Source organism: Streptomyces sp. NPDC029138, from assembly GCF_055564375.1.
The window spans coordinates 49997-72376 of record NZ_JBVHWM010000051.1 but is presented as its reverse complement, the minus strand read 5'-3'; the positions used below and the strand labels follow the sequence as shown (position 1 = coordinate 72376).

Below are 22380 nucleotides of genomic sequence, written 5' to 3'. Positions count from 1 at the left end.
AAAGAAGAACCCCACCCCCCCACCCCCCCCCCCCCCGCAGGCCGACCCGTAACCCCCCCCCCCCCTCCCCCCCCCCCCCCCCCCCCCCCCCCCCCTCCCTCCCCCTCCCCCCCCCCCCCCCCCCCCCCCCCCCCCCCCGCACCGACGCCGGGCGGCTCCCGCGTCCCGCCGGCGCGGGGTCAGACACCGAGCGCCGGATCGTCCGGTGTCCACCAGCCGCGCCGCGCCGCGAGCACGCCCGCCTGGAACCTGCTGGCCGCACCCAGCCGCACCAGCAGGGCCTGGACCCGCCGCTGCACCGTACGGTGCCCGATGCCCAGGTGACGGGCGATGGCCTCGTCCGGCAGCCCTAGCCCCAGCAGCGACACGATGCGCCGTTCCTCCTCGCTGAGGAAGGCGTCCGGACCGTCCGATTCCGGGTGGCCGGGCACGAAGGGCTGCGCCTGCTGCCACAGGGTCTCGAAGAGCACGCTCAGAGCGTCGAGCAGGGAGGAGGGGTGTACCAGGACGCAGGTGTCCAGCACCTGAGGCGTCGACACCAGTGGGATCAGCCCCGCCTGGTCGTCGGCCAGCAGCAGCTTCATCGGCGCCCGGGGTACGACGCGCACCTCCTCGCCGCCTGCGACGTCCCGCTCGATGCGGCGTACCACGCCGGGCAGGAGCAGCGAGTCCCGGCCGTGGATGAAACGGCTGCGGACCTGTCCGCCGGTGATGTTGACGACCGAGTTGACCCGTCCGCCGTCCCCGGCCTCCGCGTACGGCGGCGCGTCGATGCCCCGGATCTCCCGCTCGGCCCGCCGGAACAGCTGCTCCCCGCAGCGGGCCACGCCCTCAGAGCCGGAGATCACCTCGATGAGCGAGGCCGATCCATGACCGCCCCTGGCCCGTTGATGCCGCTCGCCCAGCCGCTGCGCGAGGGCTCGCACCCGTCGGATGTCCCGTTCGCGGGCCAGCAGCAGAACCTCCACCGCGTGTTCCGGCGGGAGCGCGGTGTACCGCGCGGGACGGCCCGGCACCCGGGCGACGAGACCGCCGTCCTCCAGCCGGACCAGGGCGGTCTCCAGGTCGAAGCGTTCCATGCGGGTCCGCTCCGCCAGTTCGGCCACGGTGAGCGACCGGCTGTCCACCAGGGCCAGATAGGCGGCCTCGGCGCGCTCGTCCAGACCGAGGACCTCCAGCACCGCGCACCCTCCGACTCCCGGGGGAGAAATCCCTTTCCGGTCGTAGCGGCCGGGACTCTCGTGGGGCAGAAGCGTAACCGGTCCGGCGCGTAGGCACCGGACCGGCTCCTGAGCGCTCAACCGCACGCCGGCGACGGTCCGTTCAGGGCGGCCGTGGTCGCCGCCATGAGCCACGTCTTCGCGGGTGTGAGGGGGCCTGTCGGGCGTGGGTCAGCCGATGTACAGCACGGATCCGGTTCCGTAGTCCTTGGCGATCACACGGCGGTCCATGCCCTGCTCGGCCCGGAAGGCCCTGGCGGGAAGACAGCTGTGCCCTTACGGACGAGTGGTGCCGTACGGGCGCGCGTGCCGTCAGCTCCGCCGGCCCGCGGGGTGCTCGTCGCGGTAGGCGTCCACGCCGGTGCGCAGCCGGCCGAGGGCGTCCTCCAGGCGTACGGGCTGGCAGGCCACGTTCACGCGGATGAACCGGGAGCCGTTGCCGTGGAACTCTTCGCCCGCCGACAGGTGCAGCCCGGTCCGGTCCCTCAGGAACGCGCACAGATACGCCGTGTCGTCGGTCAGCGCCGAGCAGTCGATCCACATCAGGTAGGTCGCGTCGGACGCCACCACCCGTAGCTCGGGAATCTCGGCCGCGAGGAACCGCGTGGCCCGACGCCTGTTGGCCGCCACCACCGCGCGCAGTTCGTCCAGCCACCGCTCACCGTGCTCGTACGCCGCGATCGTCGCCTCGGCGGCGAAGACGTTCGGGTAGCCGATCCAGTCGGCGTGCAGCCCGCGGGTCACGGCGGCCCGGAGCGCCGGGTCCGGTACGAGGAGGGCGCCCGTCTGGAGGCCGGCGAGGTTGAACGTCTTCGTCGGGGACACGCAGGTGACGCTGGTGCGGGCGCACAGGGCCGAGACGGAGGCGAACGGGGTGTAGGCATGGTCCGGCGCGGTCAGGTCGCCGTGGATCTCGTCGCTGACGACCAGGACGTCGTGCCGGGCGCACAGCTCGCCGACCCGTTGCAGGGTCGGGGCGTCCCACAGGTTCCCGGTGGGATTGTGCGGGTTGCAGAAGAGCAGCATGCGGGTGCGGGGATCGGCCAGCTTGCGTTCGAGGTCCGCGAAGTCGATCCGGTATCCCGTGTGGTCGTAGCGCAGGTCGCTGGGCAGGACCTGCCTGCCGTTGCCGGCGATCAGTTCGAAGAACACGTGATAGACCGGCGGCAGTACCACCACCTGGTCGCCGGGGCCGGTCATCCGGCGGAGCAGGGAGGAGATTGCCGGGAGCACCCCGGCGCAGTACACCACCCAGTCCGCGGCGACGGCGAAGCCGTGCCTGCGGGTCCACCATGCGCTCAGGCTGCGGGCGTACTGCTCGTCGAGCAGGGTGTAGCCGAACAGCCCGCTGTCCGCACGGGCGCGTATCGCGTCGACTATCTCCGGTGCCGCCCGGAAATCCATGTCGGCGAGCCACATCGGCAGTTCCCCCGGGGAACCGCTCCACTTGAGGGAGTGCGACGCGCTCCGGTCGACCGGATTCGTGAAGTCGTGCGCTGTGGGCGTCATGACAGGGAGAACGCGGAGCAGCAGGGTTCACGGCGCAGCTGCCGGCTGACGTCGAGCCAGTCCGCGTGTCCCGTCCCGGACGGTACCGGCGGGCCGGCCGGGAACGCGTTCACCAGGTCCTCGCGCCGGTGCACCATGCCGTCCCGCATGACCCAGGAGGTACGGACGAGGTCGTCGACGTCCTGGAACGGGTCGCCGTCGATCACCGTGAGGTCGGCGAGCTTGCCCGGCTCCAGGGTGCCGAGATCGTCCGCGACCCCGAAGAGCCGGGCCGGGACGACCGTCGCCGTACGCAGTGTCTGCGCGACGGACAGGCCGCCGAAGCGGTGCAGGGCCCGCAGGGCGAGGTGGAGGTGCAGGCCGATGGGGGTCAGCGGCGCGTCCGTGCCCAGGGCGAGTACGCCGCCGTCGCCGACGATCCGCCGGTAGACGGCCGTCTCCCGCTCCAAGGCGCGCGCGGCGGCGTCACTGGGCGGTGTCCGCGCCAGCCTCCGTACGAGCGCGGCGTCCCACGGCGCGGCGAGCCGTGTGACGCGGGTGTCGTCGGCCAGGGAGGGATCGGCGCCGAGCTGGGCGAGCGCGGTGAACGGCGTGGCGATGAGCGCGAAGTCGCCGCCCCGGTAGGTCTCGTGGACGTCCTGGTAGGAGTGGCCGGTGGGGGTGAGGGCGTGTCCGTACTCGGTGCGCTGGGTGGCCTGGAGGTGGGTGGTGAGGTCCTGGCCGACGGCGGCTCCGGGGGACAGGAAGTGGCTGCCGGCCAGGACGCCGAGGTCCCGGTGGGCGGTGCGGGCGGCTTCCCGCATGACCGAGGCGGGCGCGCGGACGTAGGTCTTGACGAAGTCGACGTCGAGTGCGACCGCCCGCCGCAGGGTCCGCTCCAGGCCCTCCCGCGTCCGGTGCGCGCGGGCCATGCTGTAGGCGACCCGGCTGCCGTCGATCAGCTCCCCGGTGGCGAACAGACGCGGTGCGGCCATGCGGCCGGCCGCCACCGACTCCCGGATGCGGATGGCCTCGTGGGCGAATCCGCCGAGGGAGACGTTGGTGGTGATGCCGTAGGCGAGCATGAGGCTGCCCTGCCGGCTGCCGTAGGTGTACTGCCACGGGTGGGTGTGGGCGTCCCACAGGCCCGGGATGACGGTGGAGGCGGAGGCGTCGATGACGCGTTCGCCCGTCCGGGCCCGCGCCCGGTGGGGTTCGACGGCGGCGATGCGGTGGCCGCGGACGACGAGGTCGACGTCCTCCCGGGGTGACTCGCCCGTACCGTCCCACAGCCGTCCGGCGTGCACCCGGACCGTGTCGGTCCGGGACGGCAGCCGCCGCCGGTAGGTGAGCGGCACCGGGACGTCACGCCGGCCAAAACCGTCGCGGGCCACGAGCCTGAGCCGCCCGCTCGCCTCGTACAGCAGCGTGCGGGAATCCCCTGACCAGGAAGGATGATCGGCGGCCTCCTCGGTCAGGCGCCGGGGCTCACCGGCGGGGGAGCCGTCCGGGTGCACCGGCATCACCCACAGCGCGGACTCCATGACGAACGCCATGGCCGTGCCGTCCGGCGACCACACGGGACCGCTGTTGCCACGGTCGGACAGCGAGGCGTGCGCGGACGGCAGGTACGCGGCCCACTGCCCGGTCCCGGTGTCCACGACGCGGATGACGTTGTATCCCTCGCGGAACCGGCCGTTGAGCCGGTTGCGGTCACTGAACGCGAGGTACCGGCCGTCGGGCGACCAACTCGGCCGTCCCGGCAGCCCGTTGGCACCCAGCGGAGCGACGAGGGTCCGCTCCGCGCCGGTGGCGAGGTCACGTACGAGGAGATTGCCGGTGGAGTCCTGGCAGGCGAGCCTGGTGCCGTCGGGGGAGAGCACCGGATTGAGGCGTCCCCCCGTCGCCAGCACCTCCTCCCGGCCGCTGTCGAGCCGGTACCGGCGCACACCGATCAGCCCGTCTCCGCCCGGCCCGCTCTCCCGGCAGTACAGGACGCTCCGCCCGTCCGGAGCCCAGGACGGCATCTGCGGGTAGGCGGACGGCGACGCCTGCACCAGCCTGCGCGGGCGGCCACCGCCCACCGGCATCACCCACAGGGCGTCGAGCGCGGCGAACGCCACGGACGCGCCGTCGGGGGAGAGCACCGGCAGGTGCACCCCCCGGACCGGACGCCGGGCCACCGAGTCGAAGTCGTACCGCTTGCGGGACCCGCCCGGCCGGGGCACCGGCAGTTCCGCCACGAACGGAACGGTCTCCGCCGCGCTGCGTGCCGTGCCCGGCCGCCGTACTTTCACCTGCCCGTCCGCGACGTAGAACAGTTCACCGTCCGCCGTCCAGGAGGGCGGCAGCGGGGAGACGTCCTCGCCGTCCGTCACCGGCTCGCCGTCCACCAGCAGCGTGGAACGCGCCGCGTTCGTGCCCTGCGCGGCATCGTCCACCCGCACACACGCCACCCGTCCGTCCGCACTGACCGCGGGCCCGACCAGCGTCCCCGCGTCGACCGTACGCACCACCGTGACGGTCCCGCCCACGGCGGGAACGGAGGCGAGCGTACGTCCCCCTTCGGCACCGGCCCGGACGAAGACCACCGTCCTGCCGTCGGGGTGCCAGGCCGGGTCGTAGTCCTCCACCCCGGTGTCACGGGTGAGCCGGGTCAGCTCACCGGAGCGCACGTCCACCGTCCAGATGCTGTACGAGCTGCCGCGCACGGCGTCCCCGCCACGCTCGGACGCGAACGCGATACGGCTGCCGTCGGGCGACCAGCTGACACCCCGGTCGTCCCACGGCCCGGACGTCAGCCGGCGCGGACCGGAACCGTCCGGCGCCATCGTCCACACGTGGAACCCGCCGCCCTGATAGGCGCACACGGCGATCCGGGAACCGTCCGGTGACCAGGCCACCCGGGCCGGTTCCAGCCCGGCCCCGGTCAGTGCCGTCGCCGGGCCGCCCGTCCGGGGCAGCGACCACAACACGCCCTGCGTCTCCAGGACCAGACGCTCACCGTCCGGCGATACGGCCACGGACGCGTTGGTGCCACCGGTGAACCGAAGAGTCCTGCCGGACGCGGACACCGCTTCCGTACGACCGGCCGGGGAGGCGGCCGCCACACCGGCCTGGGCCGGTAACGCCACGGCGGCAGCGCCCAGTCCGGCCTTGATGACGCCCCGGCGGGAGACCGCTGAGCCCTGCGCACTGTGCTGATCCATGTGTTTGTCCCGGGGGGAGAGGCGACGGACACCGACATCCGCATCATGGCAACACCCTCCTCGCCGGTGTTGTCAGCCTCGCTCTCGAGTGTCGTGGGGGCACAGGCCCTGCCCTTCCGACTCTGTCCTGCTTGACAGGACTTGCTTCCTTATTTACAGGACTGATGCTAGCGTGCGTCCAGAGGAAGACCACCGGAGTGAAGGTGATGGAGCCGATGCGGTTTGTTTCCCTTGAGTACGAGGGCGTGCGGTACGCGGCAGCGGTACGGGGCGAGTGGGCCGTGCCGCTGGAGGGCGCGAGCGAGCTGGGCAGGCAGACGCCCCTGGAGGTCCTGCGGGCGCCCCGGCTGGGCGAGGACCGGCGCATCCCGCTGGCGAGCGCCCGGCTGCTCCCGGTCGTACCGGAGCCGCAGAAGATCATCTGCGTGGGTCTGAACTACCTGTCGCACGTGGGCGAGACCCGCCGCGAACTGCCCGTCTATCCCGTGCTGTTCACCAAGTTCCCCTCCAGCCTGATCGCCCACGGGGACGCCGTCACGGTGCCGCCGGAGTCGGCGCAGGTCGATTACGAGGCCGAACTGGCCGTGGTGATCGGAGCCCCCGCCCGCCGGGTCCCGCGGGACCGCGCGTACGAGGTGATCGCCGGCTACACCGTGGCCAACGACGTGACGATGCGCGACTACCAGTACAAGACCCACCAGTGGCTTCAGGGCAAGGCCTGGGACGCGTCCACGCCGATCGGGCCGGAACTGGTCACCCACGACGAGATCGGTGACCGTATCGGGTCGCTCGACATCAGCCTCACCCTCAACGGAGAGGTGCTCCAGTCGTCGGACACGTCCAAGCTCATCTTCGACATCCCGACCCTGGTCGCCACCGTGTCGGAGTTCACCACCCTGCTGCCCGGGGACGTCATCCTCACCGGAACCCCCGGAGGCGTGGGCTTCCGCAGGGACCCCCAGGTCTTCCTCCGGCCCGGCGACAAGGTCGCCGTGAGCATCGAGGGCATCGGCCGCCTGGAGAACACCGTGCGGGCCGAGGACGCCTGACTCCGGCCGGCACCACCACGTTCACGACAGAATCACCAGAGAAAGCGAGCAGTCACATGGCCATCGTCGAACTCGGCCACACCGGCCTGTGGGTCAACGACCTCGACCGTATGCGCGACTTCTACACCCGGGTCCTCGGCCTGACCGTCACCGACGAGGACGCCGAGCGCGGCATCGTGTTCCTCAGTTCCCGCCCCGACGAGGAGCACCACGAGTTCGTCATCCAGCGCGGGCGCACCGCCGAGCCCGGCGCCCGGCTCACCCACCAGATCTCCTGGCGGATCGACTCCCTGGAGACCCTCGTCGCGTTCCACGAGAGGTTCCGGTCCGAGGGCATCCCCGTGCAGCAGGAGGTCACCCACGGGAACGCCTACGGGATCTACTTCTTCGACCCGGAAGGCAACCGCAACGAGGTGTACGTGCGGGTCGACCGCGACGTGCGGCAGCCGTTCCGCAAGACGCTCAACCTCGATCAGCCGCTGGAGGAGATCGAGGCGGAGGCCGAGCGCCTGCTGAGCGACGGCGGACCGGCCTACCAGCCCGTCCAGTAGGAAGCGGCCTTGCTGAGGGGAGATTCCGTGTACGGCACAGTCGTTGAGCCCGGCGAGAGCGGGGTACTGACAGCCGACGTGGCGGTGGTCGGAGCGGGCCCCGTGGGCATGACGGCCGCCGCGCTGCTGGCCGCCGAGGGCCTGAGCGTCGTGGTGGCGGAGCGCAACCCGGTGACCAGTGACGCCCCGAAGGCGATCAGCATCGATGACGAGGCCCTGCGGGTGTACCAGGCGGCCGGATGCGCCGAGCGGGTGCTGCGCGTCATCGTCCCCGGCACCGGCACCAAGTACTACGGCGCCGACGGCGAACCGGTGTTCCAGGCGCGGGCCGAGGTGCCGTACCGCTTCGGACACCCCTTCAAGAACCCGTTCGCCCAGCCGGACCTGGAGCGGGAACTGCTGGCCCACCTGAATGCCGATCCCCGGGTCCGGGTGCTCATGAGCACCGAACTCGTCGGCCTGCGCCAGGACGAGGCGGGAGTGGAGCTGGTGTGCCGGACCGCCGGCGGCCTGCGCACGATCCGGACGGCGTTCGCCCTCGGCTGCGACGGCGGACGTTCGACGGTGCGCGACCGCCTGGGCATCGGTATGAGCGGACGCGGCTTCGACGACGTGTGGCTGGTCGTCGATGTCCTCGACGACCCGCACACCGAGCGCTTCGGCATGCACCACGGCGATCCGGTCCGCCCCCACGTCATCGTCCCCGGGCGGGAGGGCCGGTGCCGCTACGAGTTCTACCTCCACCCGGGCGAGTGCGCGGCGGGGGAGCAGCCACCGTTCGAACTCGTCCGGCGGCTCCTCGAACCGTTCCGGACGCTCACCCCCGACCAGGTGCAGCGAGCGGTGGCCTACCGGTTCAACGCTCTGGTGGCGGACTCCTGGCGTGCCGGACGCTGTTTCCTGCTCGGTGACGCGGCCCACATGATGCCGCCCTTCGCCGGCCAGGGACTGAACTCCGGCATCCGTGACGCCGCCAACCTCTCCTGGAAGATCGCCGGCGTGCTGCACGGCACGCTGACCGACGCGGCCCTCGACACCTACGAGACCGAGCGCAGACCCCACGCGGAGGCCACCGTGGCTCTGTCGGCGAAGCTGGGCCGGATCGTGATGACCACGAATCCGCGCCTCGCCCGGCGCCGCGACGCCGTCGTCCGCGCGATGATGCGGTCACCGGACAAGCGCGCCTACCTGGAGCACATGCGGTACCGGCCCCCTCAGCGGTACCGGGCCGGCATGGTGGCACCCGGCACCGCGGCGCCCACCGGGGTCATGCTGGGCCAGCCCAGGGTGTTCGACGTGGAGAACGGGCGCACCCGCCTGCTGGACGAGGTCGTCGGCCACGGCTGGGTACTGCTCGGCGTGGGTGTGCCCGAGTCGGGCTACGGCAGGGCTCTCGACGCGCTCCGGCCGCTGAGCCCGGTGGTCGCGCACGTCGCGGTGGGTGACGTCCTGCCCGCCTCGCCCGGCGCGCCGCGCGTCCTGGTGGACGTCGACGGCGGCCTGGAGGCGGAGACCGCGGCCTACCGGGGCCGGTACGTGCTGCTGCGGCCCGACCGGTTCGTGGCGGCCTGCTGGCCGCCGGACGCCCCGCCCGACCTCGCGGAGATCCTCGCCCTGGACCGGACGATCCCGGCCGGGCTCCCGCTGGCCGGCTGACGGCGCGGCCGTCGCCGGCGGCGCGTCTCCGTACGGCCGCGCCACGTCGTGCGCGATGCCCGTCCCCACGCGTCGCGTCCGCCCCGCCGGGGGACGCGGCACGCGTGCCACGGATCGTCGCCGTGTGGTGCCGCAGCGTGGACGGCGTCATGATGCCAGTAGCGAGAAAGACGGACTGCCACGGTGTGCGAGGGCAGGTGGCCGCGATGCAGGCGAATGGAGGCCCCGTCGCCTTCCGGGGCGACGCGCGCCGTGACCGCCTGCTCGCTCGCGAGGCCGCCCGGTGCCTGCGTGAGGTGGACGCCGCGGCGGTCATCGTCTACTTGCGCGTGCCCGGGGAGGACGCGCTGGCCGCGGCCGTGGTCGCGGTGACGCCGATGGGCGTCTACTCCCCCCTGGAGCGCGTGTCCCTGGAAGACCCGCGGTACGCCACGGTCGCGGCCTACCGGACCGGCCGGGTCACCACGGCGCACTCCACGCAGACGCTGGAACGCCACCCGGAGCTGGCCGTGCTCACCCCGTTCCCCTACGTCGTCATGGCCACCGCGCTGCACGGGCCGGCGGGAGCCACGGGCGCGGTGACGGCCACCTGGCCCGAGGGCGCCGGCGCGGGACCGGACACCGGCCGGGAGGGCCTGGTCCGGGCCGCCGGCCGGATGTCGGCGGTCGTCGAGCGCTTCGCCGCGCTCGGGGTTCCCGCCGAACCCGCCGGGGTACCCCTGGTCGTCCCCGGGGACCACGAGCCGGGACCCGCGTCCATGGATCCCCCGCCGGGCGGTGTGGACGTGCCGACCGCCTATCACGTGCACAAGCTGGCCGTGCGGCTGGCCACGGTCACGGAGACCGGGGAAGCCGCCGAGGCGGCCGTCGAGCGGATCACGCACGGCTTCGGCGCCGAGGCGGTGGCACTCAGCCTCGTCGAGTCCGGCAGGCTGAACGTGGTCGGCGCGTCCGGCTGCTCCTCCGCCTGGCTGCGGAGGCTGAACGGGATGCCGCTGGGCAGGCCGACGCTGGAGACGCTCGCCGTCGCGGCCCGGGAGCAGATCACCGAACCGGCCGGCGGCCGTGCCGCCGGCCGGTTCGCCCGCGAGGAGGCCGAGGACCGTGACCACGTCTGGTTCGTGCTGCCTCTGCTGGCGGGCGGCCGTGCCACGGGAACCTGCTCGGTCGGCTACCCGGCCCGGCCCGGCGGGACCGCCGGTGTGCAGGGCGCGCTCACGTCACTGGCCACCCTGCTGGGCCAGACCTTCGAGCGGACCCGCGTGCTGGACGCCCGCCGGGCCCTGGCCCAGCAACTCCAGGAGACGTTGCTGCCGCGGATGCTCCCGCAGGTCGCGGGCGTCCTCAGCACCTGCCGCTACGCGCCGGCCGGCGGTGCGTTCGACCTGGGCGGCGACTGGTACGACGTGATCGAACTGCCCGGCGGCGAAGTGGCCGCCGTCGTGGGCGACGTCGAGGGACACAGCATCGCGGCGGCCGTGGTGATGGGGCAACTGCGCAGCGCCGTACGCGCGTTCGCGGGCGAGGGCCACGACCCGGCGACCGTGCTGACCCGGACCAACCGGCTCCTGAACGACCTGGCGGGCGATCTGCTGGCCACGTGCTGCTGCGTCTGGCTCGATCCTGGTACCGGCGAGGTCCGCATGGCCACGGCGGGGCACGTACCGCCGCTCATCCGCGAGGAGCACGGGCACTACCCCGCCCTGGACGTCGATGTCGGCGTCCCGCTCGGCGTGGAGGCGGACCCCGTCTACCGGACGACCGAGCGGGTCATTCGGCCCGGCACCCTGCTGGTGCTCCATTCCGACGGGCTGCCCGGGCACGGCGCCGGGATGACCCCCGCGGCGTTCGAGTCCGCGTTCCGCACCGCCGGCGGCGAGATGGAGGACCTGGGCGACCTCCTGGTGGAGGAGCCCTCCTCGCACCCCTCCCACGCGGATGACAGGGCCCTGCTGCTGCTCCGGTACGAGGGCGCCCCCGCCGATGTCCGGGGCGACGTCCGCGGACTGGAGATAGCCCGCCACGACCTGGGAGGCGTGCGGCGCGCGCGGCGGTTCCTCCGGGAGTGCCTGGACGGATGGGACCTGGATGTGCTGGCCGACGCCGCCGAACTGCTGGCCTCCGAAGTGGTCACCAACGCACTCGTGCACGGCGACAGCGAGGTCGATGTGCGCCTGCGCAGGTACCCGCGGAAGGTCCGGGTGGAGGTGCGGGACTGCGCTCCGCGCCCGGCCGTGCCCGTCACCGTCTTCCGCGAGGAGGACCAGGCCGAGAGCGGGCGCGGCCTGGTCATCGTCGCGGCGCTCGCCGCCGCCTGGGGCAACTCCCCGAGCGGCAGGGGCAAGACGGTGTGGTTCGAACTCGGTACGCCGTGAGCGTGCCGCCGGGGTCCGAGGCGCTCAGGACTGCACGGTCCGCACGAGGTCGCCGATCTCCGCGGCCGTGGCCCGCACCTGCTGGACGATCGTCCGCTCCGCCACCTGGGAGGTGCGCGAACTGACCGCGGCCACGCTCACGGCGGCGACGACGTCTTCCCCGTCGCCGAAGACCGGGGCCGCCACGCCGAGCACGTCGTGGTCGAGTTCCGACCGCGTCACGGAGTAGCCGTCCGCGCGGATCTGCGCCAGCCGGGCGAGAACGGCGTCGACGTCGGTCAGGGTGGCCGGGGTGAACCTGCGCAGTTCCGTGGCGCGCAGCAGCGCCTCGGCCTCTTCGGGCGGGCTCCAGGCGAGCAGGACCAGTGCCGAGGCACCGGCGTTGATCGGCAGGGTCATGCCGCGCTCGTAGGAGATGCGGACCCGGTGGGTCTGCGACTCGGCCCGGTCCAGGCAGACGACCAGATCGCCGACCCGGCGAGTGAGCAGGACGGTCTCGTGCACGCTGGCGGCGAGCCGATTGAGGGCCGGCAGGGCCACTTCGGTGAGTCCGTAGCTGCGGCGGGCCACCCGGGCCAGCTCCAGCACCCGCAGCCCGAGACGGAAACCGCCGCCCGGCGCCTCTTCGAGGAAGCGGTTGGTCACCAGGCTCTGTAGATACCGGTAGGCGGTGGACTTGGCCACTCCCAGGGCCGTCGCCACCTCGATGCCGGACACCACCGGCCGGTCGTCCGTGAACATCCCCAGGATGTCGAGCGCCCGATCGGCCGTCGTGTTGCGTTCGCGGTACGAAGATCGGTTCTCAGGTTGTCCTACCATGCGAAACAGCATACCGCCTACGCAGGACTGGCCGATGCCGGTGCGGACGCGGGCCGGTCAGGGGCGCCCCGCGAGACGGGGCAGCAGCTCCAGGGCGTTGCAGCGGAACACGGCCGCACGGGCCGATGACTCCAGCGACGGCGTGTGCGACAGCGTATCCGCCAGCTCCACCGCGGGAGCCAGGGGAGTGAACGGAAAGTCGCTGCCGTAGTGCAGATGCCCGGGGTCGGCCACCTTCAGCAGCGCGTCGAGCAGTTCGGGCACCGGGGCCCCGGCCAGGTCGAAGTGCAGCCGCCTGAGCGCCTTGCGCACACTCGGCAGTCCGGGGCCGCCCGCCGGGGCGAGCAGTGGCAGCAGCAGTTCGACACGGCCCGCGAGGACGGGCAGCGCCGCCCCGGCGTGCGGAACGATCACCTTCAGGTCCGGGTGGCGGTCGAGGACCCCGGAGAGGATGAGATCGGTGACCGACCGCGTGGTCTCGAACATGAACTCCAGCATGGGGCGCGGATAGCCCAGCGCCAGATGCTCCCCTCCCGCCGGGGTCGTGGGGTGGACGAAGACGACCGCGTCGCGCCGGGCCGCTTCGGCGTAGAGGGGTTCGAGGCGCTCGTCGCCCAGGTAGACGCCCGCGTGGTTCGTCTCCAGGACGATCCCGTCGGCGTGCAGCACGTCCAGGGCGTACCGCAGCTCCTCCTCCGCGGCGGCGACGTCGGGCAGGGGCAGGCTCGCGAAGAACCCGAACCTGCCCGGGTGGGCGCGGACCAGCCGCGCCCCCTCCTCGTTCACCTGCCGGGCCAGTGCGACGGCGGCGCCGGCGTCGCCGAAGTACACGCCCGGTGAGGAGATGGACAGCAGGGCGGTCCGCACGCCGAGTTCGTCCATGGCCCGCAGGGCGAGGTCCTCGCTCCACTCCGGGATGGCCTTGATGCCGTCGGGCTGGGTGTGCCCCGCGGCTTCGAGGGCGCCGCGGTAGAAGTCGGGCACGTAGTGGGCGTGCACGTCGATCCGGTCGTGGGTCATCGGCGCTTCCTTCTGTGACGGTGGTTCAGCGGGTCGGTGGCGGGACGGGGCGTCCCGGCGCGGCGGTTCAGCCGCCGGAGGACGGGGCCGCGGGCGGGGTGACGGGACGGCCCGGTTCCACGGGGACGGGGAGCCAGACGTAGCCGTCGCCGTCGGGCCGCAGATGGCCGAGGCCCGGGAAGGGGAAGTGGTACGCGAAGACGGCGTGTCGCCGCTTGTCCACCAGGTCGTAGACGCGGCGGCGCTGCTCGGTGGCGGCGGGGCCGTCGAAGTCGAACTGGAAGCGCCAGTCGGGGCGCTGGAGCAGCAGGACGTGGTGGTGGCACAGGTCGCCCCAGCAGATGATGGTCCTGTTCTCGCTGGTGATGTCGTACACCAGGTGTCCGGGGCTGTGTCCCGGGGTGGCGATCGCGGTGATGCCGGGGGCGACCTCGGCGCGGTCCTCGACGGTCACGAGGCGGCCGGCCTCCGCGTACGGCATCAGGTTGAGGTGCGCCCCCCGGTAGTGGTCGGCCATGTGTTCGTTCGGCGCGCCGGCGACCCGGCTCAGGTCGGTCCAGTGCGTGAAGTCCGCCTTGCTCACCATGACCGTCGCGTTGGGGTACAGCGGCGCGCCCTCGGCGTCGACGAGGCCCCAGCAGTGGTCGGGGTGGGCGTGGGTGAGGGCGACGACGTCGATGTCGCCGGGCTCGATCCCGGCCGCCCGCAGGCTGGGCACCGCCCTCCCGGTGTGCGCGCCGAAGGTCTTGACGCCGAGGTCCGGCATGGTGCCCACCCCGGTGTCGAACAGGACGAGCCGGCTGCCGGTGTCGACCACCAGCAGGTTCTGATTGAGCCGGACCCGGTCGGTGGGCAGGTAGTGCCGGTGCAGCAGGGCGTCGATGTCGGCGGGGTCGGCGGTCGGGAAGTTGGCGTGGGCGGGTCCCATCTCCAGGATGCCGTCGGAGACGACCGTGCAGGTGAACGCGCCGTGCGTGAAGCGCGCCCAGCCGTCGTGCAGGTCGATGTCGTACGAGTCGTCCATGATGTGCCTCTCGGGCAAGGGGGGAGGGAAGTGAGCGGCGCAAGCCGGTCAGAGGCGGTCCGCCGCGGTGGCCGGCCCTGACCGGACGGCGCGGGCGAGTGCCAGCAGGGTCACCACCACGATGCACGCCGAGCAGCCGAAGAGCACGAAGACGCCGTAGGCTCCGAGGCCGCTGCCGATGACCAGGCCGCCGACGACCGGGCCGACCGCGCCGACGTAGGACAGGCCGTTGGACCAGCCCATCACCGTGCCGCGGATGGACGCCGGATACAGATCGCCGGCCGCGGCGTTGAGCAGGTTCTCCGTGGTGTGCCCGCCCGCTCCCATCAGCGCGACGCAGAGCAGCAGGAGGGGGAGGGACCGGGAGCCGGCCACGACGCCCGCGAGACCGGCCACCGTGAGCACGGCCGTGACGACGGCTGTCCGCAGGGCGCCGAACCGGTCGGCCAGCGGTGCCGCGATCAGGGAGCCGCACACGGCCCCCGCCGTCAGCGTGAACGAGAACAGAAGCGCCGAGGTGAGGGGATAGTCCAGGGCGGTCATGGCCGCGGTGAGCCACACGTTCAGCCCGAACCAGGTGAACATGTTGGGCACGGCGACCGCGGCGATGAGGGCCGCGACCAGCGCCCCCCGAGCGTGGAACATCCGCGCCAGCGGCCCCGTGGAGCCGGTGGCCGGCGGTTCCCGGCCGGGAGCGGACGCGGCGCGGTGTTCCAGCGGGGTGACGAACACGACGGCGAAGATGACGAGAGTCAGCGCGGCGCCGATGAAGAACATCGGTCTCCAGCCGAGATGCGGCAGCACCACCAGGCCGATGAGGGCCGTCAGAGCGCCGCCCAGCGGGATGCCCGCCATCGTGATGTTCACGACGAGGCTCGCCCGGTTGCGCGGGGCGTGGGCGCGGGCCAGCGTCAGGGCGGTGGTGATGGCCCCGCCGACGCCGAGGCCCGACAGCAGGCGGGCCAGGCCGAGGACGAACACGTCACCGGCCACGCCGGTCACGACGAACCCGGCGATGAACAGGCCGATGCCGGCCAGCAGCACGGGCTGATGCCCGAACCGGTCGCCGATCACGCCCGCGACCAGGGCGCCCGCCAGCATGCCGACGTAGATGACGCTGCCCACGAGACCGACCGTGCCGGTGTCGAGGCCGAGTCCCCGGTCGGTGAGCAGAAGCGGGATGACCGAGCCGTAGACGATGAGGCTGTAACCCTCCATCACCGTCACGGTCGTGCAGATGAGGATCGCCACCGCGGGTCGCACCGTGCGCCGGTGCGCGGTGTCCTGTGCGGTGAGGGATGTGGTCAAAGGTGTGGACACGTCACGCTCCGTCGAGGTCGGTCGGTCCTTTGACAACCAGAGCATAGGTTTCATTTTTCAGGAGTCAATACCTGTAAATCAGGACGCCTCGGGTCTACGCTGTTGCCACCGTGTTAACCGCCGAGAACGGGAAAGGAACGAGCAGCCGTGCCGAGAGCCGCAGTGGTATGGACCCGCGGAGGTCCCTTCAGCCTTGAGGAAGTCGAACTGGACGAGCTGCGGCCCGACGAGGTCCGGGTCCGCATGGTGGCGGCGGGGGTCTGCCACACGGACCTGAACGCCGTCCACGGAGCCCTGCCCTACCCCCTGCCGGGAGTCCTCGGCCACGAGGGCGTCGGCGTCGTCGAGGAGGTCGGCGCCGCCGTGCGGCGCACCCGCCCCGGCGACCGCGTCCTGCTGACCTTCACCTCCTGCGGGCGCTGCCGGGGCTGCCGCGGCGGCCACCCGGCGCACTGCGACCGCCAGATGGAACTCAACCTCTTCGGAGGCCGCCGCGCGGACGGCAGCGCCACCCTGCGCCACAAGGGAGCGGACCTGAACGGGCACTTCTTCGGCCAGTCGTCCTTCGCCGACCAGGCGATCGCCGACGAGCGCGGCGTCGTGGTCCTGCCCGACGACCTGACGGAAGCCGATCTGCCGGTCCTGGCCCCGCTCGGCTGCGGGGCACAGACGGGCGCCGGAGCGATCCTCAACATCCTCCGGCCGCGTCCGGGAGAGACCGTCGCCGTCACGGGAGCGGGCGCCGTCGGCCTGTCCGCCGTCATGGCCGCCCGCATGTCGCCGGCCGGCGCCGTGATCGCCGTCGACCGCGTCCCCTCCAGGCTGGAACTGGCACGGGAACTCGGCGCCACCCACACCGTCGACACCTCCGGGCAGCCGCTCGGCGAGACCCTGCTCGGCCTCACGGACGGCGCGGGCGTCGACGCCGTCGTGGAGACGACCGGGAACACCGCACTGCTCGAAACCCTCATCGACGGTCTGGGAGTCGCCGGCCGGATCGCCGTGATCGGCGCGCCGAAGGCCGGGTCCAGGGCATCGTTCGACGTCAACCGGCTGCTGCTGGGCCGCACCGTGCACGGCGTGACCCTGGGGGACAGCGAACCGGAGACCTTCATCCCGGCGCTGCTCGCCGCACACCGGCGCGGGGCCTTCCCGCTGGACAGACTCGTGCGGACCTACCCCTTCGAGGAGATCAACCGCGCGGCGGAGGACGCCGCCGCGGGCATCGCCGTCAAACCCGTCCTCGTCTTCTGAACCCGTTGTCTCCCTCGGTCTTTCCGAACCGGTCTTCTGAGCCAAAGACAGGAACAGCCATGCCCGACCACCTCGGTCTTCTCATCGGCGGCAAGCGGGTGCCGGCCCAGGACGCCCGCACGTTCGTCTCCGTCTCGCCCGTCACAGGCCGTCCCCTGGCCCAGGTGGCCTGCGCGGGCCCCGCCGACGCCGACGCCGCCGTGGACGCCGCGTGGACCGCCTTCCACGGCTGGTCACGCACGTCCTACACCGAGCGCCGGCGCGTTCTGCTGCGCGCCGCGGACCTGCTCGAAGCCCGGATGCCGGAGCACTGTGACGCGCTCGCCCTGGAGACCGGCGCGGTACGCCGGTGGGGCGAGATGAACATCATCGAGGCGGCGGCCAACCTGCGCGAGGCGGCCTCGCTGGCCAGCACGCCCACGGGCTCACTCCTGCCCTCCCACGACCCGGACACCACCAACGTCGACCTGCGCGGCCCCGCCGGACCCGTCCTGGCCATGGTGCCCTGGAACGCGCCCGTCGTGCTCGCCGCGCGTGCCACCGCCGTCGCACTCGCCGCGGGCAACACCGTCATCCTGCGCCCCAGCGAGGCGGCGCCCCACGCCGCCGGACACCTGCTGGCCGACACGCTCACCGAGGCCGGGCTGCCCGACGGGGTGGTCAACGTGCTCACCTGCGCCCCCGCCGACAGCCCGGCACTGGTGACCGCACTCGTCCAGCGGCCCGAACTGCGCCGGGTCGTGTTCATCGGATCCACACCCGTCGGCCGCTCCATCGCCCGGCTCGCGGGGTCCCACCTGACACCGGCGGTGATGGAACTGGGCGGCAAGAACGTCACCGTCGTCCTGGACGACGCGGACCCGGACCGGGCCGCCGACCTCATCGCCGTGTCGGCGTTCGCCAACGCCGGGCAGGTGTGCATGAGCACCGACCGGGTCCTGGTCGCCGAAAGCCTCCACGCGGACCTCGCCGAGCGGCTGGCCGCCCGTGCCGAGGCCCTGACGGCGGGCGACCCGCGGTCACCCGGGACCGACATCGGTCCCCTCATCGACCGGCGCGCCGCGGACCGGTTCCGGGACCTCGTCACCGACGCCCGCGCGCACGGCGCGCAGGTCCTCGCCGGAGGCGGCGACCCCGAAGGACTGCTGGCACGCCCCACGGTGCTCGGCACCGTGAACCCCGCTGCCCGGCTGCACCAGGAGGAGGCGTTCTCCCCCCTGGTGACCGTGCAGCCGTGCGCCTCCGAGGAGGAACTGGCCGACCAGGCGAACAACACACCCTACGGCCTCATCGCCTCGGTCCTCTCCGGCGACACCGCCCGTGCCGTCCGCCTCGCCCGCGGGCTGCGCGTCGGCGCCGTCCACGTCAACGGACCGTCGGTCGGGGACGAACCCCACGTGCCCTTCGGCGGGGTCGCCCTCTCCGGATTCGGCCGGCTCGGCGGCCGTGAGGCCTGGCACTTCTTCACCGAACAGAAGACGCTCTACGTGCACGGGGACACCTGACCGCGGCCGGTTCACCGCGCCCGGGCGCGACCGCACACCGACGCGACGCGGGGCCGGCCCCTCGCGGACTCGCGACCAGGTCGGCGGGGAGGCCTCCGCACTTCACCGCCGCCGCTCCCGACGTGGCGGTCACCGAGCTGATCCAGGAACGCGAGCGACAGCTCGACGCGGCCCGCTCGCTGGTGCGTTGACTGGCCGAGACCCACCGGGAAGCCCTCCGGATCGCCGATCCCAGCATCGCGGTGGAACTGCTCAGCGGGTACGAGGACATCAGCGCCGCCGTCCGCCGGCTCACCGCCGGTGCCCGCCGGCATATCCGCGCGTTCGACCGGCCGCCCTACGTGAACCGCCCCGGCAGCGACCTGGAGCACCAGCGCGGCCGACAGCGCACCGGCGTCACCCACCGCGTGGTCTACGACCGGGCCGCGGTGGACTGGCCGGGTCGCCTGCGCGACGACATCCTGCCCAGCATACGGTCCGTTGAACAGGCGCGTGTGCCGGCCCGGTTGCCGATGAAACTGGTGATCGCCGACGACGCGCCGGCGGTCATTCCCTTCAGCCTCGCGCCGGGCGGGCACCTGGCCGCCTGTCTGATCCACCGCTCCCCGATGCTCACCGCGCTGGAGGCACTCTTCGAGGCGGAGTGGCAGCGTGCCGCACCGCTGGAGGACACCGGGCCGCGAAGCGGCCCGCCCGAGGGCCCGGCCCCGGCACCCTCGCGCTCGTCAGGCTGTTGGCCTCGGGGTGCTCGGACACGGCGATCGCCCGCGCCCAGGGCTGGAGCCGGCGCACCACCCAGCGCCGCATCCACGGGCTGGTGACCGAACTGGGCGCGGCCACCCGCTTCCAGGCCGCGGCACAGGCCGCGCGCCGGGGATGGCTGCCGTAACCTTCGAGTCGGGACTCGGCCCCCCGGCGATGACCGATCATGGTCGGCATGTCACTCATAGCATCCGTCGTGGTGTGGGCCATCGCATGCCTGCATGCCTGCATCCTCGTCCTGGAGATGTTCCTGTGGACGAGCCCGAAAGCCCGGGCGGCCTTCGGGACCAGTGCCGAGTTCGCCGCCCGGACGAAGGCGCTCGCGGCCAATCAGGGCCTGTACAACGGCTTTCTCGCCGCCGGCCTGGTGTGGGGCGCGGTGGCCTCCGACCCGGTGGGTTTCCAGGCGAAGGTGTTCTTCCTGGTGTGCGTCGCGGTGGCGGGCCTGTACGGAGCCGCCACCTCCAGCCGGCGCATCCTGTACGTCCAGACGTTGCCGGCGGCCGTGGGCCTCGCGCTCGTGTTCCTGGCCCACTGACCGACTCCCCTTCCCGGAGCCGGCACGAAGTGCGGCGGGCGTCAGTTGACTCCCGTTTGGGGTTCCGTTCCCTGAGCGTTCAACCGGTGATCCCTGTCAGCGTCGTGTGTGCTTCCTAGGGTCCAGGAGGCTTTCCGAAAGAAGGGGCTCATGGACTCACAGCTCGCCATCCGGGCTCGCGGCATCACCAAGTGCTTCGGTGATGTCGTCGCGCTCGACGGCGTCGACCTGGATGTGACACAGGGACAGATCCACGGTCTGGTCGGTCCGAACGGCGCCGGCAAGACGACACTGCTCGGCCTCCTTCTCGGCCTGGCCGTGGCCGACAGCGGAAGTCTGGAGATCCTCGGTACGCCGGTGGGCCGGGCGTTCGAGGCGCCCGGCCGTGTCGCCGGGTTCGTGGACGGGCCGGGGCTGTACCCCTCGCTCACCGCCCGGCAGAACCTCGCCGCGCTCGCCGCTCTGCGGGGCGACGACACACGGTCGGCGGGGATCGACGACGCACTCGAACAGGTCGGGCTCAGGGACGTCGCCGACGACCGCACCCGCGGCTTCTCCCTGGGCATGCGCCAACGGCTCGGCCTCGCCGCGGCCCTGCTCACCAAGCCGCGGCTGCTCGTCCTGGACGAGCCCTCCAACGGGCTGGACCCGGCCGGAAAGAAGCACGTCCACGGTGTTCTCACCCGGCTCGCGCGGGAGGGAACGAGCGTCGTGCTCTCCAGCCACCGCATGGACGACCTGGAAGCCCTGTGTTCCGAGGTCACCATCCTCGCGACCGGGCGGATCGTCTTCTCCGGGCCGCTGGGCGAACTGGCCGCCGAGCACCGCGAACTCGACTACCGGCTGATCACGTCCGACCCGGAGCGCGCACACCGGCTGGCCGCCGACGCGCCGGGAATCCGCCTGGCCGAGGACACCGTGGGACGCCAGGGCGGCGAGGTGCTCGTGGTGCGGGCATTGGTGCCCGCCCTCGACGACCTGGTGGTGCGGCTCGTCCACGAGGGCATCGCACTGCGCGAACTCGCCCCCGTCGTCTCCTCGTTGGAGGCGGCGTTCCTGGCCCTGACCGAACAGCAGAAGACCGACGCCGGGCAGCACAAGACCGACGCCGGGCAGCACAAGACCGACGCCGAGCCGCAGGAGGTCGGTCGATGACCGCGACCGCAAGCCCCACCCCGACCGCAACCCCCACCCCCACCGCCGTACCCCCTGCGCACACCACCGCATCAGGCCGCGTCACAGTTGCCCGGAGCTACCGCTTCGAAGTCGTCAAGCTCCTCTCCCAGTGGCGTATCCGCCTGCTGCTCCTGGCCTGCTGGATCGCGCCCGCTCTTTTCGTGGCCGGGGTGAGCGCGCAGAGCACGCTGCCCACGGACACCCTCTTCGGCCGCTGGATGCACGCCACCGGGTGGGCCGGCCCGCTGGTGACGCTCGGTTTCGCCGGCACCTGGGCGCTCCCGCTGCTCACCTCCGTCGTCGCCGGCGATGTGTTCGCCTCCGAGGACCGGCTCGGCACCTGGCGCCACCTGCTCGTCGCCGTCCGCTCGCCCCGGCGGATCTTCGCGGCGAAGGCACTGGCCGGCCTCACCGTCATCGTGCTGCTCGTGGCCGGGCTGGCCGTCTCCAGCACGGCCGGCGGGCTGGTGGCCGTCGGCAACCAGCCGCTGGTCGGCCTCGACGGCCATCTGCTCGCGCCGGGGGACGCCGCCGGCACGGTCCTGCTCGCCTGGGCCTGTGTGCTCGCCCCGACACTGGCCCTCGCCGGAATCGGGCTCCTCGGTTCGGTCGTGCTGGGGCGCTCCCCGATGGGGCTGCTGCTGCCCGCGCTCGTCGCGCTGGCGATGCAGCTCGCCCAGATGCTGCCGCTCCCCGTCGCCGTACGCCTCGCTCTGCCCGGCGACGCCTTCCTCACCTGGAACGGCCTGTTCACCGGCCCGGCGCAGCTCACCCCGCTCCTCATCGGCATCGTTGTCAGTCTGCTGTGGGCCGTCGCGGCGACGGCGCTGGCCCACGCCCTCTTCCTGCGGCGCGACTTCACCAACCCCACCGACGACGGCTCGGCGCGCCGCGCGGTCACCACGGCCGCCCTGCCGCTCGCGGTGCTGCTCGGGGCGACGGTCGCGGTCGTCGCGGCGACGACCACGGCGACGGGCTCGGGCATCGAACAGGCCAAGGTGCAGCGCTCGCTCGCCACCGAGTTCGCCCACCTGTACCGCATGCAGACCGAGCAGCTCCACCGGCCCGCCGTCACCGAGGCGCAGTTGAAGACCTCTGCGGCGTGCACCAAGGCTGGTGTCCAGGACGGCGCCCAGGGTCCGGGCAACGACTGGCGGTGCGTCGTCTCCTGGCATCTGCCGGGCGTCGCGGCCACCGGGTCGGCCGTCTACCAGCTCGACATCACGGCGGACGGGCGGTTCGTCGCCGACGGCGACGGACCGAAGGAAGTGAACGGCTACTTCGTGGTGCGGACTCCGACCGGAGACGCACCGAACCCGCTGTGGCAGTTCGACGGCAACGTCGACCTGCTCGCCACGTCCCCGGACTCCCCGACCCCCTGAACTTCCTCTCCGGCCACCCCCCGAACTCTCCG

At 72.7% G+C, this 22380-nt stretch carries 17 protein-coding genes; 10 read left to right on the top strand and 7 right to left on the bottom strand.

Annotation, left to right across the window (positions count from 1 at the left end; genetic code table 11):
• Nucleotides 1-179: 179 nt before the first annotated feature.
• The 3 genes from ACZ4WH_RS31185 to ACZ4WH_RS31175 all read right to left on the bottom strand — a co-directional run bounded on the left by ACZ4WH_RS31185 (nucleotide 180) and on the right by ACZ4WH_RS31175 (nucleotide 5917).
• On the bottom strand, nucleotides 180-1181 hold the full coding sequence (locus tag ACZ4WH_RS31185) for a helix-turn-helix transcriptional regulator (protein WP_468187123.1): 1002 nt from the start codon (nucleotides 1179-1181) through the stop codon (nucleotides 180-182).
• Nucleotides 1182-1532: 351 nt separating this feature from the next.
• Nucleotides 1533-2729: a MalY/PatB family protein gene (locus ACZ4WH_RS31180; protein WP_468187120.1), complete on the bottom strand. Its 1197-nt coding sequence runs from the start codon at nucleotides 2727-2729 to the stop codon at nucleotides 1533-1535.
• Complete coding sequence (locus tag ACZ4WH_RS31175) at nucleotides 2726-5917, bottom strand: amidohydrolase family protein (RefSeq protein WP_468187117.1); 3192 nt, start codon at nucleotides 5915-5917, stop codon at nucleotides 2726-2728. The genes ACZ4WH_RS31180 and ACZ4WH_RS31175 overlap by 4 nt, the downstream gene beginning before the upstream one ends.
• 215 nt (nucleotides 5918-6132) lie before the next feature.
• Here ACZ4WH_RS31175 and ACZ4WH_RS31170 point away from each other — a divergent pair, with 215 nt between their 5' ends.
• The 4 genes from ACZ4WH_RS31170 (at nucleotide 6133) to ACZ4WH_RS31155 (ending at nucleotide 11548) form a co-directional block, all read left to right on the top strand.
• Complete coding sequence (locus tag ACZ4WH_RS31170) at nucleotides 6133-6966, top strand: fumarylacetoacetate hydrolase family protein (RefSeq protein ID WP_468187114.1); 834 nt, start codon at nucleotides 6133-6135, stop codon at nucleotides 6964-6966.
• Between the two features lie 56 nt (nucleotides 6967-7022).
• Nucleotides 7023-7517 (top strand): VOC family protein, encoded by a 495-nt coding sequence (locus ACZ4WH_RS31165; protein ID WP_468187111.1) that lies wholly within the window; start codon nucleotides 7023-7025, stop codon nucleotides 7515-7517.
• Between the two features lie 27 nt (nucleotides 7518-7544).
• Entirely contained in the window at nucleotides 7545-9173 is a 1629-nt protein-coding gene (locus ACZ4WH_RS31160) for a bifunctional 3-(3-hydroxy-phenyl)propionate/3-hydroxycinnamic acid hydroxylase (protein WP_468187108.1), read from the top strand.
• Between the two features lie 206 nt (nucleotides 9174-9379).
• Entirely contained in the window at nucleotides 9380-11548 is a 2169-nt protein-coding gene (locus tag ACZ4WH_RS31155; protein WP_468187105.1) for an ATP-binding SpoIIE family protein phosphatase, read from the top strand.
• Between the two features lie 24 nt (nucleotides 11549-11572).
• Here the strand turns inward: ACZ4WH_RS31155 and ACZ4WH_RS31150 are convergent, their stop codons facing one another.
• From ACZ4WH_RS31150 to ACZ4WH_RS31135, 4 genes are all read right to left on the bottom strand, one after another.
• Nucleotides 11573-12367, bottom strand: coding sequence for an IclR family transcriptional regulator (locus tag ACZ4WH_RS31150; RefSeq protein ID WP_468187102.1), 795 nt, complete (start codon nucleotides 12365-12367; stop codon nucleotides 11573-11575).
• A 57-nt stretch (nucleotides 12368-12424) separates the two neighbouring features.
• Nucleotides 12425-13387, bottom strand: a complete 963-nt coding sequence (locus ACZ4WH_RS31145) for an amidohydrolase family protein (RefSeq protein ID WP_468187101.1) — start codon at nucleotides 13385-13387, stop codon at nucleotides 12425-12427.
• A gap of 67 nt (nucleotides 13388-13454) precedes the next feature.
• A complete protein-coding gene (locus ACZ4WH_RS31140) occupies nucleotides 13455-14429 on the bottom strand; it encodes an MBL fold metallo-hydrolase (protein WP_468187099.1) in 975 nt (324 codons plus the stop codon).
• Between the two features lie 30 nt (nucleotides 14430-14459).
• A complete protein-coding gene (locus tag ACZ4WH_RS31135) occupies nucleotides 14460-15731 on the bottom strand; it encodes an MFS transporter (RefSeq protein WP_468187096.1) in 1272 nt (423 codons plus the stop codon).
• A gap of 147 nt (nucleotides 15732-15878) precedes the next feature.
• On the opposite strand from ACZ4WH_RS31135, the gene ACZ4WH_RS31130 reads away from it, so the two are divergent.
• The 6 genes from ACZ4WH_RS31130 (at nucleotide 15879) to ACZ4WH_RS31105 (ending at nucleotide 22348) form a co-directional block, all read left to right on the top strand.
• Nucleotides 15879-16985, top strand: coding sequence for an NAD(P)-dependent alcohol dehydrogenase (locus tag ACZ4WH_RS31130; protein ID WP_468187093.1), 1107 nt, complete (start codon nucleotides 15879-15881; stop codon nucleotides 16983-16985).
• Between the two features lie 59 nt (nucleotides 16986-17044).
• Nucleotides 17045-18490: an aldehyde dehydrogenase family protein gene (locus ACZ4WH_RS31125; RefSeq protein ID WP_468187090.1), complete on the top strand. Its 1446-nt coding sequence runs from the start codon at nucleotides 17045-17047 to the stop codon at nucleotides 18488-18490.
• A 242-nt stretch (nucleotides 18491-18732) separates the two neighbouring features.
• Nucleotides 18733-19311: a hypothetical protein gene (locus ACZ4WH_RS31120; RefSeq protein ID WP_468187087.1), complete on the top strand. Its 579-nt coding sequence runs from the start codon at nucleotides 18733-18735 to the stop codon at nucleotides 19309-19311.
• Nucleotides 19312-19427: 116 nt separating this feature from the next.
• Nucleotides 19428-19790: a DUF1304 domain-containing protein gene (locus ACZ4WH_RS31115; RefSeq protein WP_468187084.1), complete on the top strand. Its 363-nt coding sequence runs from the start codon at nucleotides 19428-19430 to the stop codon at nucleotides 19788-19790.
• A 150-nt stretch (nucleotides 19791-19940) separates the two neighbouring features.
• Nucleotides 19941-20945: an ABC transporter ATP-binding protein gene (locus ACZ4WH_RS31110; RefSeq protein WP_468187082.1), complete on the top strand. Its 1005-nt coding sequence runs from the start codon at nucleotides 19941-19943 to the stop codon at nucleotides 20943-20945.
• Nucleotides 20942-22348, top strand: coding sequence for an ABC transporter permease (locus ACZ4WH_RS31105; RefSeq protein ID WP_468187079.1), 1407 nt, complete (start codon nucleotides 20942-20944; stop codon nucleotides 22346-22348). The genes ACZ4WH_RS31110 and ACZ4WH_RS31105 overlap by 4 nt, the downstream gene beginning before the upstream one ends.
• Nucleotides 22349-22380 lie beyond the last annotated feature (32 nt).